Genomic DNA, 15,482 nt, shown 5'->3' with positions numbered 1-15,482 from the left:
TCCCAACACACATTAAGGCCTACAAAAAAGGCCGTTCAAAAACATTTGAACGGCCTTTTTAATCAAATCCTATTTTTGGATTAAATCTTCTCTACTTAATATTCAAGGTAAAGGGCATTCTGGCCTGAACCCCTTTATTTTGCATGGCCAGCTTTATCTCCCTTAAAATGGCATATGCCTCTGCACCTATTTCTTCCTGTATAATGCTTTCTTTGCTTTTGGTTGTAGCACCTCCCAAATCTTCCATTAACTTCTCAAAATCCGATTTGTACTTAGGGAGTTTTCGTATTCCATAGTTGTCCAATTCCACCATTTCAGCAGCGGCTGCAATAGCCTCATCCAGTCCTCCCAATTCATCTACCAGTCCCAAACGCTTGGCATCTACCCCACTCCATACCCTACCCTGGGCAACACTATCGGCCTGTGCCAAGGTAAAGCCACGGCCCAGGGCCACCCTATCCAAAAATGTTTCATAGGTAGCTTCTATACCTTCCAAAACGATGCTTCTAAAACTATCGTTCATAGGTTCAAATAAGGAATAGTCTACCGAATTTTTATTGGTTCCCACCTGTTCAGCGTTGACCCCAATATTTTCGGCAAGTTCACTTATATTGGGAATAGTCCCAAAAACGCCAATAGATCCTGTAATCGTAGTAGGCTCGGCGAAGATCTTATCGGCTCCCGCCGCAATGTAATATCCTCCCGAAGCCGCTACATCGCCCATGGAGACCACCACTGGTTTGGATTGCTTGGTAATTTCGATCTCGCGCCAAATAATATCGGAAGCCAATGCACTTCCTCCAGGGGAATTTACCCTCAACACTATTGCCTTTACATTCTTATCCTCCCTAGCTTTTTTTAGGGCATCATTGATAATTCCCTGACCAATTACATCGGAGCCTCCCTCACCGTACCAGATTTCTCCTTGTGCAAAGATTACCGCAATTTTATCTGTACCACTATTGATTTTTATCTTGCTGGCTGTTCGTATATAATCGAATATCGGGACATAGTTTAAATCATCTGTCGTATCTACCCCCATTTTTTCCTTAATCATGCTTTCGTACTCATCAAAATACACTACCTCATCGATCAACCCGGATAAAGCCGCATATTTTGAGGTACGCGTACCCAAAGTATCCGCAATATGGTTCAGATCTTCAACGGAAATATCCCTACTTTTCGAAATATTGGTAAGCATGGAATGCCATAAGGCGTCCAACAACTCCTTTATCTGCGTCCTATTGGCCTCGCTCATTTCATTGGCCAAAAAAGGTTCTACGGCACTCTTATACTTCCCATGTCTAATGACCTCCATTTTAATACCGGACTTTTCCTGTAGATCCTTAAAAAACAATACCTCGGTAGACAATCCTTTAAAGTCCAAGGCACCTACGGGATTAAGGTAAACCTCATTGGCCACACTTGCCAAATAGTAATCCTTCTGCGTATAAAAGTCCCCATAGGCATATATAAATTTCCCGCTTTCAGCAAAATCGCTCAAGGCATCCCTAATGGCCTGTGTTTGGGACAAGCCGGCCATAATCACATTATTGTTTAGGCTAATCCCCTTTATTTTATTGTCTTCCTTGGCAACGTTAATGGCATGCAATATTTCATCCAGCCCCTGATTTACATTGAAGAGTCCGGCAAAGGGATTGGATTCATCCATCCCCACATAATCATTGATGGGGGTTTGCAATTGAATTTCCAAAACGGAATTATCCTTGACCACTACCGTGTCCTCTCCTTGACCGATAAGGGCTGCCAAAACAAGAAACATGACGAATATGATTCCAAAAGCGATAAGACATCCTATAATTGCGGCCAATAAATTTCTTAAAAAGTTCATTCCTTGTATGTTATACTAATAACTTGCAAAGATAACCAATGTAGGATTGCTGTAATTATAATTATTGAAATTTATAACCTTTAACCCCTTAATCACATTTTTGGAAAGCCCTTTAAAAATTGGTCCTGTTTTTGGTATTTCCCTTTATGAAGTTAATTACTTTTGCTTACTTTGCCCGCCTAATATGAACAAGACCGCAACAACATATCTCTCACTAGGAAGCAATCTTGGAGACAAACTGAACCATTTGCAGGAAGTGGTATTTTTAATCCAGGCCAGTGTTGGCGAAGTCACAAAAGCATCCCCAGTATATGAAACACCTGCGTGGGGTTTTGAAGGCGATAATTTCTATAATGCCTGCATTACTGTAGAGACTACCCTTACCCCCTCCGCTCTTCTGGAGAAATTGCTGGAATTGGAAACTAAACTGGGCAGGGAGAGGAATCCGGGGGCAGGCTACTCCTCCAGAACGGTAGATATCGACATACTTTATTTTGATAAGGAAATCATAAATACCGATTTACTAACCGTGCCCCACCCCAATCTGCAATTGAGACGGTTTGTACTTAGGCCATTGGCGGACATTGCTCCGCAGTTCTATCATCCAATCCTTAATAAGGATTCCAGAAACCTATTACAGGAATGCAAGGACAAGAGCCATATTACCAAAACACCCTATAAGCTATATACCAACAGATCCCAACTTTTTTCCCAATTGGAATATATTGCCATTGAAGGAAATATTGGTGCGGGAAAAACTACTTTGGCCCATAAGATTGGACAGGATTTTAATGCAAAATTAGTATTGGAACGATTTGCGGACAACCCTTTCCTGCCCAAGTTTTACGAAGATCAGGGTAGATTTGCCTTTCCCCTGGAAATGTCCTTTCTAGCCGATCGCTACCAGCAATTTATGGACGACACTTCCCAGTTTGATCTGTTCAAGAACTTTATGGTAAGCGATTACGACATTAACAAGTCCCTTATTTTCGCCAAGGTTACCCTTCAGGAAGAGGAATTTAAGCTTTATCGAAAACTCTTTAACCTCATGTACAAAGAGATAAAAAAGCCGAAAATTTATATTTACCTGTACCAAAACACAGAACGACTACTGCAGAATATAAAACTAAGGGGAAGGGAGTACGAACAGAATATAGCGCCAGAATATTTAGAGGAACTTAACCGAGGATATTTTGATTACATAAGAAGTTTTCCAGAGCAAAATAATCTTATTTTGGATATAAGTGAACTGGATTTTGTGGAAAACCAGGCCGATTATGAGGTGATACTGGACCATATCCAAAAATATGCGGTGAAACTCTCATTTTAAGATAATTTTCACATATTATTTGCACAGGACGAATCAATTTGTTTACTTGCGCCTCCAATAAAGTCGTTTTCAGCCATATGGCACATCGTAAAAACGATGTAAAGACTTTAAGGTTTTAAACTAACTAACTCAAACTATATATTGCCAAACCCAACCTAATAGGTTGGGTTTTTGGTTTTATATGAACTTTATTTTTGTTTCCTTCCCAAATAGTGGATCAGGAACAATTGTTGTGTTTATGTAAAATTAGGATTAATTTGATCACTCATGTTTTTTGAGCAATAGTTTTAATTAATATGAGCAATCTAGAAAAACCAACAATTAAATAATTCTTTCATTTTACTCCATGGGTTGTTATTGTTTTTTATCGGATTTCGTGAATCTTCGATTTCTTTGTTTTCCAATGAAACCGACGCAGGAGGTTCATGAATACCTTATTATAAAATAGAAAGGCCATGAATAAAACGAAACAAACCCGCCTTGCCGTTGGGCAGGAGAAAAGACCCTTCTGCAATAGATGGTCCATAAAATCTTAGGATTTCATGGACCGATGCCATGCCTAAATTATTTCCAAGGCTTCAATAATTCTTTACGGCCATGGCATCTCCACAACGGAAGAAGAAGGACCAAACCATAAACTTTAATCAAAAGGTTCAACGGTATCCTTTAGCGGACAATGATATTTTGACACTAAAAGGTTAAAGGAACGGCTTATTTTCATTTTCGTTTTAAGCAGGTTTCTCTTTTAATTGATTTTACCCTTTTAGTTTGGCCCAGAGGTCCCAAACCACAATACCCACACTAACCGAAATATTCAGGGAATGTTTTGTGCCATATTGGGGAATTTCCAAAACCAGGTCGCTACCTGAGACTACTTCTTGGGAAACCCCCTTTACCTCATTGCCAAATATTAGGGCATACTTTTTATTTTCTTCAATCTTAAAGTCGTTCAACATAATGGCATTTTCGGCTTGTTCCACAGCAAGTGAGGTATAGCCCGCTTCCTTCAATTCCTCCAACAGTACCAAGGTATTCTTCCTGTATTCCCAGGCAACACTATCCGTGGCCCCTAGGGCGGTTTTATGTATTTCCTTATGTGGTGGGGTTGCGGTAATTCCGCACAGGTATATCTTTTCGATCAAAAATGCATCGGCCGTTCTAAATACCGACCCAATATTGTTCAAGCTACGAACATTGTCCAGTACAATACAAATCGGCGTTTTTTCCCTCTGTTTAAACTCCTCAACATTCAGTCGATCCAATTCGCTATTCTCCAATTTACGCATGTAATCCCAATTAAATTTTTACTCTTTCCCAAAGTCCAATAAGGACATTACTTAGCCCAAAACGGCATAAAGTTATCCCCAAAATATCAACAATAGTGTACATTCCAATAGATAAACCTTACATTCGTTGTTCAGGAAATGAATGCAAAAATAAGTTAATAATATCGCTTTTGGCAGACTCGGGAAAAACAAAAAAGGTAACCCCTTTAATGAAACAGTATAATACCATTAAGGTGAAATATCCTGATGCCCTATTATTGTTCCGTGTCGGGGATTTTTATGAGACTTTTGGGGAAGATGCCGTAAAGGCTTCAAAAATATTGGGTATTATTCTTACCCATCGGAACAATGGTGGTGACAGAACAGAACTTGCCGGTTTTCCGCACCATTCCCTAAACACTTATTTGCCAAAACTGGTAAAAGCAGGGCAAAGGGTTGCCATATGCGATCAGCTGGAAGACCCTAAGCTTACCAAGACCATAGTTAAAAGGGGCGTTACGGAACTGGTTACTCCAGGTGTAGCCATGAACGACGACATCCTTTCGGCCAAGACCAACAATTTTTTATGTGCAGTTCATTTTGGACGAAAAAGATTGGGAATATCCTTTGTGGATATATCCACAGGCGAATTTCTAACTTCGGAAGGCAATGAGGAACAGATAGATAAATTGCTCCAAAATTTCTCTCCGAACGAAGTATTGGTGTCAAAAGCCAACAAAAAGGAATTTTTGGAGGTCTTCGGCAAAAATTTCCATACCTTTTTTACAGAAGATTGGATTTTTCAGGATGATTATGCCCTGGAGACACTTACCAATCATTTTAAAACAAAAAGCCTAAAAGGTTTTGGCGTGGACCATTTGGCCCATGGTATAGTAGCGGCAGGGGTTGTCCTACATTACCTTTCAGACACACAGCATAGGCAATTACAGCATATTAATACCCTTCAGCGCATTGCGGAAGAGGAACATATTTGGATGGATAGGTTTACGATAAGAAACCTGGAACTTTACCATTCCAACAATCAAAATGCGGTTACCCTTTTAGATGTCATAGATAAGACTATCTCCCCTATGGGTGGTAGAATGCTGAAAAGATGGTTGGCACTTCCTTTGAAGAATATCGAAAAAATAAGAAGAAGGCATCAGGTAATTACCCACCTAACCGAAAACGAAACGGCCCACCAAAAATTGCAAAGCGGCATAAAATTGATAGGCGATCTGGAGAGATTGATTTCCAAAGTGGCCACGGGAAAAATAAATCCCAAGGAAGTGGTTCAGCTTAAAAATTCCTTGGAAGCCATTGTCCCCATAAAACAGATCACCACCAAAAGTAAAAATGAAGCCTTGAACCTCATTGGGGATCAATTGCACACCTGTGATATGTTGAGAAACAAGATCAAAGAAATGGTGAGCGAGGAGGCTCCAGTAAATATGCTGAAAGGCAGTACCATTGCCAAGGGGTATTCCGCAGAATTGGATGAACTAAGGGGGCTGGCCTATTCCGGCAAGGACTATCTGGACAAAATGCTGGAGAGGGAAACCCAACGCACGGGCATTAGTTCCCTCAAAATTGACTCCAACAATGTTTTTGGCTATTATATAGAAGTGCGGAACACCCATAAGGATAAAGTTCCGGAAGATTGGATCCGAAAGCAGACCTTGGTCAATGCCGAACGTTATATCACCGAAGAGCTCAAGGAATACGAAGCTAAAATATTGGGGGCGGAAGAGCGTATTTTAAGTTTGGAGCAACAATTGTTTTCACAGTTGGTGGTCTGGATGCAGGAATACATAGCCCCGGTACAAAACAATGCCTTTCAAATTGCGCAATTGGATTGTCTCTGTGGCTTTACCCAATTGGCCAAGGAGAACAATTATGTTTCCCCGGACATGGACGATTCCACCGAACTATCCATCATTGGAGGCAGGCATCCCGTCATTGAAAAGCAATTGCCTTTGGGAGAGGCGTATATTGCCAATGATGTTACCTTAAATAGGGACGAACAACAGATCATTATGATTACCGGTCCCAACATGAGTGGTAAATCGGCCATCTTAAGACAAACGGCCCTTATTGTTTTATTGGCCCAAATGGGAAGTTTTGTTCCTGCAGATGCTGCCAAAATTGGTTATGTGGACAAAATATTTACGCGGGTCGGTGCCAGTGACAATATCTCTATGGGAGAATCTACCTTTATGGTAGAAATGAACGAAACAGCCTCCATTCTAAACAACCTTTCTGAACGCAGTTTGGTACTTTTGGATGAAATAGGCAGGGGCACCAGCACATATGACGGCATCTCCATTGCCTGGGCCATTTCGGAATATTTACATGAACACCCCGCTAGGGCAAAAACATTGTTTGCCACCCACTATCATGAGCTCAATGAAATGACCTCAACATTTACACGTATAAAGAACTTCAATGTCTCCGTAAAGGAACTAAAGGACAATGTGCTCTTTTTACGAAAACTCACTCCTGGTGGCAGCGAGCACAGTTTTGGTATACACGTGGCCAAAATGGCCGGTATGCCACAACAGGTGATCCACAAGGCCAACAAGATTCTCAAAAAACTGGAAAAATCGCATTCTAGCGAAGAGCTTTCAGATAAACTACAATTGGTCCAAAATGAAATGCAACTAAGCTTTTTCAATTTGGACGATCCATTATTGGAACAGATCAAGGAGGAGATCACCCATTTGGACATCAACACCTTAACACCAGTTGAAGCCTTAATGAAACTCAACGAAATTAAGCGTTTGCTCACCAAAAAGAAAAATGCTTAAGGGATGTAGCGGAGGGCCAATATCCCCATAATTCCCACCTAAAATATTCACCTTGGGCACATTATAAATATTTTGATTCTTTTTAGCGAAAAGTTCTTTGCTTTTTACAGAATTGTATTAAATTTGCTCCCGCATCTGAAAAGGATGCAACGTTCATTACATAAACTGCGAAAATAGCTCAGTTGGTAGAGCGCCACCTTGCCAAGGTGGAGGTCGCGGGTTCGAATCCCGTTTTTCGCTCCATTGTAAAATCTCTACTGCTCTGAGCAGTTAGGCTCGAGTGGTGGAATTGGTAGACACGTTGGACTTAAAATCCAATGGACATTAGTCCGTGCGGGTTCAAGTCCCGCCTCGAGTACAGATAAGTGGAAAAGCCCTGACCTTTTGGTCGGGGCTTTTTTGTTTTAGACGATGAGCCAAATTTATTTGGGCGAAAACGGATAAAACAAAAATGCGGCATATAGTGCCGGCTTTTCCACTTTCAACATGTTCGAACGGGACTCACCGAACGAAGTGAGGTAATTCCCACCACTGTAATATCGCGTAACCCCATATTAATTATCCTAAAGTGGAAGCCATGGGCTTTTTTGTTTTGGACGATGAGCCAAATTTATTTGGGCGAAAACGGACAAAACATAAATGCGGCATATAGTGCCGGCTTTTCCAATTTCAACATGTTCGACCGAGACTCACCGAACGAAGTGAGGTAATTCTCGTCTCGTGGACAAAAACCTATACTTATATCCAGCGTTAATTATTCCATGGGCTTTTTTGTTTTAGAAGATGAGCCAAAATTGTTGGAACGAAAACGAACGGAGCGTTTAGGTCGTTTACCCAACTTACCGAATACCAAGGCCTATAAAAATAAAACACAAATGCCCAATATTTTCAGACTTCACTATAAAATTAATATGCTATTTTAGACCCTTCAAACAATAATTCATTTTATGAAAGCCATATTCAACAAAGTACTTATCACTATTTTCTGCGTCATTGGGCTAGGTATGATCACCACAGAATGTTCTGCACAAAAAAACCTTAAGTGGAAACAATTATTCAATGGCAAGGATTTAGCTGACTGGCAAATAAAAATAAGGCACCATAAATTAAACGAAAACTTCGGTAATACTTTTCAAGTCAACGATGGAAATATTCAGGTGAGATATGATCAATATACCAATTTTGACGAGCAATTTGGACATCTGTTCTATAAGGAGCCGTTTTCATCCTATTTGATTGGGGTTGAATATAGATTTGTTGGCGATCAAGTTAAGGGAGGGCCAGGTTGGGCCTATAGAAACAGTGGTATAATGGTTCATGGCCAAGATCCGGCAAGCATGACCGTAGACCAGGATTTTCCAAATTCCATTGAAGTGCAATTATTGGGTGGAAATGGCAAGGATGAACGTTCTACGGCCAATTTATGCACCCCGGGCACCCATTTTGAACAAGACGGTAAGATTATAAAACAACACTGCATCAATTCCAACTCCAAAACCTACCATGGCGACCAATGGACAAGGGTAGAAGTTCTTGTGCTAAGGGACTCCTTAATAGTCCATTATGTAAACGGAGAAGAAGTTATGCGTTATACCAAACCCCAGTTGGACCCCATAAAGGGATCGGAACAAGGCAAATTCTTAAAGTCCGGAAGCATTTCCTTACAAAGCGAAAGTCACCCTGTAGACTTCAGAAAAGTGGAAATTATTGATTTGGAAAAGTATGCGGACAAGCCTAAGAAATTAGAAAAGGCAATAGCGAAACTTATGGCCCAAAAACGCGTGGCATTGCAAGACTAACTATTATTTCATTTAGATACACTCTTGCCACCATTTATTATACACTCACCTTAACAAACAGGCATATCATATAAATATGGTTCCTTCGGTAATAACGGTGCCCATATTCATTATCTTTGATAAAAACAATTACTATGGCAAAGAGTCAAGATGCAAAGAAGAACGTAAAAAAGGAACCCGTTTTATCTGCCAAGGAAAAAAAAGCGGCAAAAAGGGATAAGAAGGCCAAGAAATAAATATGATCCTACTTTATAAAAAAGTTATACCTGGTTAATTTTAGGTCAATTAGGTACATATTATGTTTGTTCAACGCTGATTTCAGCGGTAAAAGTGGCCTAATCGATATTAGTCACAAAGCTGTCGGATAACATCAATTACACTACCAAAAAGTTTTACATACGGGTATAGATTTAACAAGAAAATTACCTTCCAAAGACTTTTTTGCACAATTCATCGGTTTTATTTGCCTTTGGAAGTAAATACAAATAATTGACCTAAATATTTTGGAATATTTGGCTAATAAATCCTCCAAAAAAATGAAAAAATATTTTTATTTATTTCTAATTTCTATCTCTCTGCTTATTTCTGGTTGCAACAATGATGACTCTTCTTCAGATTCTTCTTCAACCAGCGTTAAAGTGTTTACCCTGAGCCCAGTTACCAATTCCAAAATTACTGGCAAAGTTACCTTTAAAAAGAATGAAGATGGGTCAACTACAGTTCTATTGGAAATTAACGGTTCTTCCACAGACGTGCATCCTGCGTTTATTTATTTTAACAATGTGGCAACGGGTGGAGAAATTGCTATAACCCTAGAACCCATTGATTGCGATTGTGAATCCAGTAGCACAATTATAACTACCTTGGACGATGGAACACCAATTACGTATGAGCAACTTTTAAAATTTGATGGTCACATTAAGATCCACCAAAATGAGGAACATCTGGAAATTATTATCACTCAAGGCAATATTGGTGCAAATGCCAATTAAACTTAATAGTTTAAACTCATTGTTCAACCCCGACCAAATTTGAGTTGGGGTTATTTTTTTGTGTATATAAGGCTATTAGTGCCAAATGCCCTGAATAGGATTGCACAATACTGCAAACGCTCAGGCCATGGATAAGACCTGAACTACATTTTTTATTTTGATTATATTGACGAATGATTAAGAAAATTGGCATTGCGGTTCTTTTAGGGGTTTTAGCCATAGCTCTCATATTGTTTTCATGCAACAAAATCATTAATAAGGCCACTAAAAACAGGACCTATTGGAACATTCAAAATATTCCCAAAAATAGGGTAGGATTGGTTCTTGGAACTTCCAATAAATTGGTGGGAGGGGGATCCAACCCCTATTACACCAATAGAATTAAAGCGACCTTGGAATTATTTACAGCCGGAAAAATAGACTATATACTGGTCAGTGGAGATAATAGTACTCAATATTACAATGAACCCACTGTTTTCAAAAAAGACCTTGTCCAAGGAGGAATACCTAGCGAAAAAATATTTTTGGATTATGCCGGCTTTCGAACCTTGGATTCCATGGTAAGGGCCAAGCATATTTTTGGATTGGACAGTGTTACCATTATTTCCCAAAAATTCCATAATGAAAGAGCCATCTATCTGGCTGAAAAAAAAGGCCTGTACGCCATAGGGTTTAATGCAGATGGCATCTCATTAAATCAGGGCCTAAAAGTTCAAATAAGGGAATATTTTGCCCGCGTAAAGGTGTTTATTGATCTAACACTCAATACCCAACCAAAATTCTTTGGGGACAAAATTGAAATCAAGTAAACTTAGCTATATTTACTCCCGATATGTCAATTGTGGCTTCCATACAAAAACTGATTAAAAACCTTGGTCCTGGCCTGCTTTTTGCCAGTACGGCCATAGGAACTTCCCACTTAGTGTTATCCACTAAGGCAGGAGCACAATATGGGTGGATAATGATCTTTCCCATAATATTGGCAAATATCTTGAAGTATCCTTTTTTTGAATTCGGAGTTCGGTATACCAATATTACCAATAAAACACTTATAGAGGGCTATCTTAATCGTGGCAAGGCTTATCTCATCTTCTATGCCATTATTACCTTGTTCAGTACCTTCACTATTCTAGCCGCGCTCTATGTAGTTACCTCCGGATTGCTAATAAATCTTTTTCAATTAACCAATACATCGGTTAGTGTTGTAGCTGGCGGACTTTTTATACTAATCTGCCTACTACTTATCATTGGACGCTATAAATTTTTGGAAATCTCGCTCAAGTATGTGATATCCATTTTATTTTTGGCCCTTTTGGTGACTACCATTTTGGTAATTGCCAATGGAAAAGTTCCTGAAGCAGAAAACTTTGAAACACCGGTAATCTTCAATGAAGTGGGAATCCTATTTTTAATAGGACTAATGGGATGGATGCCAACAGCTGTGGAGGCCTCCGGTTGGATAAGTCTCTGGAGCATTGAAAAATTTAAAAATTCCAAACAAAAACCTACTCTAAAAGAGGCGCTCCAAGAGTTTAAATTCGGTTATTTTACAACAGCTATTTTGGCCATTTTTTTTATGATCATTGGTTGGTTTACCCTCTACGGCACTAACACGGAATTGAGTAATAGCGCAGTAGTTTTTGCAGACCAACTGGTTCAACTGTTTACTGTTAATATTGGCTCCTGGGCTTATATTTTGATTGCAATAGCCGCGTTTGCTACCATGTTCAGCACCTGTATTACAGCGCACGATGCCCTTAGCCGGGTTAGCGTGGACATCTTGAGCTTACTATTTCCTAAAAAGGAGGTGATAAAAAATAAAGGCTTTACTATAGGAGTGTTGTTACTAGCTGTAATAAATTTTATGGTCATAAGTATCTTTTCTGCCAATATGGGGATTCTCGTTGCCCTGGCCACCTTTGTTTCCTTTGTAATGGCACCCATAATAGGGTATATGAATCTAAAGAACGTCATGAGCCGTGAAATACCTGTGAACGACAGGCCCAACAGAAACCTGCAACTATTAACCTATCTCGGTATAATATTTCTCGCCCTCTTTTCCATTTATTATTGTTGGATGCTATTTTTTTAATAAAAAGCATCCGTAAACAGCATTAATATTAGGGGATCTAGGTCATTTTCAAGTGATCAATAAAGACTTAACACCCAAAATTTGCTTTTGGCAATTCTATCTTTAATCTTTGTAAAATATGAAGAAGAAGCGCAGAATTATGAAATTGATACGGATAAAGAGAAATACAAGGAACGAAAAGCGTTATAATTCCAAAATGGGAATCCTATACACCCGGGTGACCTATATAAAAGAAGTGGTTTTCGGTATACCCGTTAGGACTCTTCATAAATACAGGGAAACTTATTACGGAGAAATCAAAGACTGCAGTGCGTGCAATTTGGCAAGGTAACCTGCAATGGCCCTTTACTCTATACCACAAAACCTAAGGCAAAGAATTCAGAATATTACAAAATACCCTTAGTACAGGAGATCATAATTGAGTACCACAATTAATGATCTTTCGTTCTTGTTGTGCAACATATCCAAACAAAAAACACCATTCTTACATCCGTTTAGGAGCTTATCCTCTCCATAACCCACAGAATAGAGTATATTGCCCTCCGGAACGCCATGTTGTAAGAGATAATCCTTAATGGCATCCGATCTTTTTTGTGACAAGGTAAAATTATAACTTCCCCCGCCCCTACTATCGGTATGGGATTCTATCCTTAGCTGTAATTGGGGAAATCTCTCGATCAGGTCTACAACCTTATCCAATTCTTGGGCAATTTCAGAATTGACATTGCTTTTTCCCTTATCAAAATAGAACTTCTTCAATTTCACAACAGTTTGGTCTTCTTGCTCCTCCACCAAGTCATCCAAATATTTAATCCCCATGTTAAAGGCTTTATTCTGGATTTCGTCCAATTCGTTGCCTTTATAAGTTATGGAAAATGTAGAATGTTTTTCTTTAGTGGATTCAATGGTTACGATATCTAGAAACGGAATCTCTACACTATAATCACCATTATCATTGGCAAACACTTCCTTGACCAGCTCTCCATCCTTGTCCAATAATCGCACTTGAGCCTTGGCGATCCCATTATTTGACGTAAGATTAATCACTGTCCCTTTAAGGGCCAAAGTTTTTAGTCCCGGCTTATCCTTAACATTAAAACCATAAATATCGTCATTGCCCTTACCACCATCCCTATTCGATGAAAAATAACCCAACAGCCCATTAGTGTCATTATTCCTTATAATAAATCCAAAATCGTCCTTGGAAGAATTAATTCCCTCACCAAGATTTATGGGAATACTAAAACTGTTGTCGGTATTCATATTAGACTTATAGATATCCATTCCTCCCAGCCCATAAAAGATATCCGACGAAAAATAAAGGCTGTTTTCAAAAATAAAGGGTGCTATTTCATTACCCGGGGTATTAATTCTTGGACCCAGATTTACCGGAGCAGACATAATAAGCCCATTATTGGTATACACATAATAAATATCAGTGCCGCCATAACCGTCTTCAAAATTGGCCGCAAAAAATAATCTTCCAGTACTGGCTTCGTAAAAAGGATAATAAAAAGAAGTATTTAAATCCCTTAATATGAATTGAAATGCCCCACTTTCATCAATCCTCCCCAAGGCCAAAGTGTTTTTTCCACTTTCACTAAATTGCAAAACCTCCCCATCGGCATTGGAAAGTACATAAAATATATTATTAAGCTCTTCTGAATAATAAGGCGTTGCACGATGAAAATTTGTATTGGATATTCCTTTAAAAGCTTGTGGCCTTTTTATGTCTCCTTGGGCCTCAATGTTGGCCTCGTAAATATTGAGATACGATTCACCAGAAGGATTATAAATCCTCTTGGTACCATCGGGCCTACTACTTGAAAACAATAGCTTATCCTTATAAAATGAAGGGGAAAAGTCGGCCTGTGGACTGTTTCCACTAATATTGAATATCTTAAAATTCAACTCTTCATTACTGTTGGTTGCGATCAACTGATAGTTAAAATCCGCATTTTCCAATAATTCAGAGGACAAATCGCCCTTTTTTGTTGACAAATAAGCCCTAACCTTTTCAATTTCAGAAGTCTTGGACAACGATTGTAGCATTTTATTAAAATGGAAAGAAGACATAGTAGTGTCTTTCTGAAAAATATTCACATAAATTTCCGAGGCCTTCTTAAAATTGCCAATCTTCATATAGGAATCTGCCAGATTCAAATATTGTTTATTACTGAGTACCCCGTCCCTTAATTCCTTTTGATATTCTAAAATAGCCTCATTGTAGGAATACTCAAAAAACAGAATATCCCCTTTGGATTTTTTTTGTTGGGCAAATCCAAAGGACCAAAAAAGGATAAAAAATACAACTGTTAATTTAAACTTCATGTTCATATTAATTTTAGAAAAACCTAGGGGTATCTATTTGTTTTGGTTTCCCTTTTTGATCTCTAGTACGCTCCTTTTTAACTTTGCTATCAGCCCTTCCTAAGTAGAACTTCAATATTACCTCATGGGAACCCTGACTATATTCTCCCAGTCCATTGGTATTATAATCATAGGAATACCCTAGAAATAGACTATTGGAAACCTGCAATCCGGCCAAACCGCTTATAGCGTTATCCAATCTATAGGATGCCCCTAAAGTTACGACATCGCTAATTAAAAAATTTGCAGATAAATTCAGGTTTAAAGGAGATCCATTTAAATAGTTCATTAAGAAGGCCGGTTTAAATTTTAGGCCTTCGGAAAAATCAAAAACATATCCCCCTATAAAATTAAACTGCATCTTGTCCTCTACAATATTGGCCACTTCATCCGCATACAAGCCAGAGGTTAAAAAGTTGGGAACGGACAATCCTACGTACCAGTTTTCCTGATACATAAATATACCAGCACCTACAGTAGGATAAAATTTATTAAAGGTATCCGCATTATTCAACAAGGGCTCATTTTCATCTTCAAAATCACCTTTGGTATAATCCACATCCAACAAAGAGCCACCTGCATCCACGCCAAAGGACAGCCTAGTTTCTTCTGTTAATTTAACTTGGAATGAATAGGCAACATCTATGTACGTTTGGGAAGTAGGCCCCAATTGATCACTAACTACATTAAATCCCAAACCATTTTTTTCATTCGCAAAAGGTAGGTTTACCCCAAACCGCAGGGTTCGTGGCGCTCCCGGGATTCCAGACCATTGCACACGGTACAGACCGGTAATATCCGGAGTCTCCACAGTACCCACGTAAGCCGGGTTAAAGCTACCAATATTGTACATATATTGGGTATACTGGGGTTCTTTCTGTCCGAAAAGTACGGTTACAGAAAATAACAGTAAGCTACAAAACAATAAAAGATCTCTATACCCTATTCTGTATATTCTTAAATTCATAATCTATA

11 protein-coding genes and 2 tRNA genes are annotated in these 15,482 nt (G+C 39.0%); 9 read left to right on the top strand and 4 right to left on the bottom strand.

Annotated elements, in window-relative coordinates:
* Positions 1–91: 91 nt before the first annotated feature.
* Positions 92–1,852, bottom strand: a complete 1,761-nt coding sequence (gene sppA, locus B9Y87_RS01125) for a signal peptide peptidase SppA (protein ID WP_085495371.1) — start codon at positions 1,850–1,852, stop codon at positions 92–94.
* Positions 1,853–2,036: 184 nt separating this feature from the next.
* Between sppA and folK the strand changes: the two genes are divergently transcribed.
* Positions 2,037–3,182, top strand: a complete 1,146-nt coding sequence (gene folK, locus B9Y87_RS01120) for a 2-amino-4-hydroxy-6-hydroxymethyldihydropteridine diphosphokinase (protein ID WP_085495369.1) — start codon at positions 2,037–2,039, stop codon at positions 3,180–3,182.
* A 755-nt stretch (positions 3,183–3,937) separates the two neighbouring features.
* On the opposite strand, the gene B9Y87_RS01115 is transcribed toward folK, so the two are convergent.
* Positions 3,938–4,468, bottom strand: coding sequence for an RNA methyltransferase (locus B9Y87_RS01115; protein WP_085495367.1), 531 nt, complete (start codon positions 4,466–4,468; stop codon positions 3,938–3,940).
* 209 nt (positions 4,469–4,677) lie between these two features.
* On the opposite strand from B9Y87_RS01115, the gene mutS reads away from it, so the two are divergent.
* The 8 genes from mutS to B9Y87_RS01075 all read left to right on the top strand — a co-directional run bounded on the left by mutS (position 4,678) and on the right by B9Y87_RS01075 (position 12,468).
* On the top strand, positions 4,678–7,254 hold the full coding sequence (mutS, locus tag B9Y87_RS01110) for a DNA mismatch repair protein MutS (RefSeq protein WP_085496583.1): 2,577 nt from the start codon (positions 4,678–4,680) through the stop codon (positions 7,252–7,254).
* A gap of 167 nt (positions 7,255–7,421) precedes the next feature.
* Positions 7,422–7,497, top strand: a tRNA-Gly gene (locus B9Y87_RS01105).
* A gap of 31 nt (positions 7,498–7,528) precedes the next feature.
* Positions 7,529–7,612, top strand: a tRNA-Leu gene (locus B9Y87_RS01100).
* Positions 7,613–8,201: 589 nt separating this feature from the next.
* Entirely contained in the window at positions 8,202–9,053 is an 852-nt protein-coding gene (locus B9Y87_RS01095; RefSeq protein WP_085495365.1) for a 3-keto-disaccharide hydrolase, read from the top strand.
* A gap of 536 nt (positions 9,054–9,589) precedes the next feature.
* Positions 9,590–10,045: a hypothetical protein gene (locus B9Y87_RS01090; RefSeq protein WP_139827111.1), complete on the top strand. Its 456-nt coding sequence runs from the start codon at positions 9,590–9,592 to the stop codon at positions 10,043–10,045.
* Positions 10,046–10,218: 173 nt separating this feature from the next.
* Positions 10,219–10,854, top strand: a complete 636-nt coding sequence (locus tag B9Y87_RS01085; protein ID WP_085495360.1) for a SanA/YdcF family protein — start codon at positions 10,219–10,221, stop codon at positions 10,852–10,854.
* Positions 10,855–10,877: 23 nt separating this feature from the next.
* The gene (locus B9Y87_RS01080) at positions 10,878–12,137 is read left to right on the top strand and encodes an NRAMP family divalent metal transporter (RefSeq protein ID WP_317045101.1); all 1,260 of its coding nucleotides are present in this window, start codon (positions 10,878–10,880) and stop codon (positions 12,135–12,137) included.
* A 139-nt stretch (positions 12,138–12,276) separates the two neighbouring features.
* Positions 12,277–12,468: a hypothetical protein gene (locus B9Y87_RS01075; RefSeq protein WP_085496579.1), complete on the top strand. Its 192-nt coding sequence runs from the start codon at positions 12,277–12,279 to the stop codon at positions 12,466–12,468.
* 68 nt (positions 12,469–12,536) lie between these two features.
* On the opposite strand, the gene B9Y87_RS01070 is transcribed toward B9Y87_RS01075, so the two are convergent.
* Both B9Y87_RS01070 and B9Y87_RS01065 read right to left on the bottom strand, forming a co-directional pair.
* Positions 12,537–14,468 (bottom strand): OmpA family protein, encoded by a 1,932-nt coding sequence (locus tag B9Y87_RS01070; protein WP_085495358.1) that lies wholly within the window; start codon positions 14,466–14,468, stop codon positions 12,537–12,539.
* Between the two features lie 13 nt (positions 14,469–14,481).
* The gene (locus B9Y87_RS01065) at positions 14,482–15,474 is read right to left on the bottom strand and encodes a PorP/SprF family type IX secretion system membrane protein (protein ID WP_085495355.1); all 993 of its coding nucleotides are present in this window, start codon (positions 15,472–15,474) and stop codon (positions 14,482–14,484) included.
* Positions 15,475–15,482 lie beyond the last annotated feature (8 nt).

Source organism: Arenibacter troitsensis (genome assembly GCF_900177645.1).
Lineage (GTDB): Bacteria > Bacteroidota > Bacteroidia > Flavobacteriales > Flavobacteriaceae > Arenibacter > Arenibacter troitsensis.
The sequence above is the reverse complement of the archived record's forward strand: the minus strand, read 5'-3'. Positions and strand labels throughout refer to the sequence as shown.

Bases quoted from the DNA above. Each gene is read 5' to 3' on its own strand.
- B9Y87_RS01095 (WP_085495365.1), top strand. From the start codon at position 8,202: ATGAAAGCCATATTCAACAAAGTACTTATCACTATTTTCTGCGTCATT.
- B9Y87_RS01065 (WP_085495355.1), bottom strand. From the start codon at position 15,474: ATGAATTTAAGAATATACAGAATAGGGTATAGAGATCTTTTATTGTTT.
- B9Y87_RS01115 (WP_085495367.1), bottom strand. From the start codon at position 4,468: ATGCGTAAATTGGAGAATAGCGAATTGGATCGACTGAATGTTGAGGAG.
- B9Y87_RS01085 (WP_085495360.1), top strand. From the start codon at position 10,219: ATGATTAAGAAAATTGGCATTGCGGTTCTTTTAGGGGTTTTAGCCATA.
- B9Y87_RS01090 (WP_139827111.1), top strand. From the start codon at position 9,590: ATGAAAAAATATTTTTATTTATTTCTAATTTCTATCTCTCTGCTTATT.
- sppA (WP_085495371.1), bottom strand. From the start codon at position 1,852: ATGAACTTTTTAAGAAATTTATTGGCCGCAATTATAGGATGTCTTATC.
- B9Y87_RS01080 (WP_317045101.1), top strand. From the start codon at position 10,878: ATGTCAATTGTGGCTTCCATACAAAAACTGATTAAAAACCTTGGTCCT.
- mutS (WP_085496583.1), top strand. From the start codon at position 4,678: ATGAAACAGTATAATACCATTAAGGTGAAATATCCTGATGCCCTATTA.
- folK (WP_085495369.1), top strand. From the start codon at position 2,037: ATGAACAAGACCGCAACAACATATCTCTCACTAGGAAGCAATCTTGGA.
- B9Y87_RS01070 (WP_085495358.1), bottom strand. From the start codon at position 14,468: ATGAAGTTTAAATTAACAGTTGTATTTTTTATCCTTTTTTGGTCCTTT.
- B9Y87_RS01075 (WP_085496579.1), top strand. From the start codon at position 12,277: ATGAAATTGATACGGATAAAGAGAAATACAAGGAACGAAAAGCGTTAT.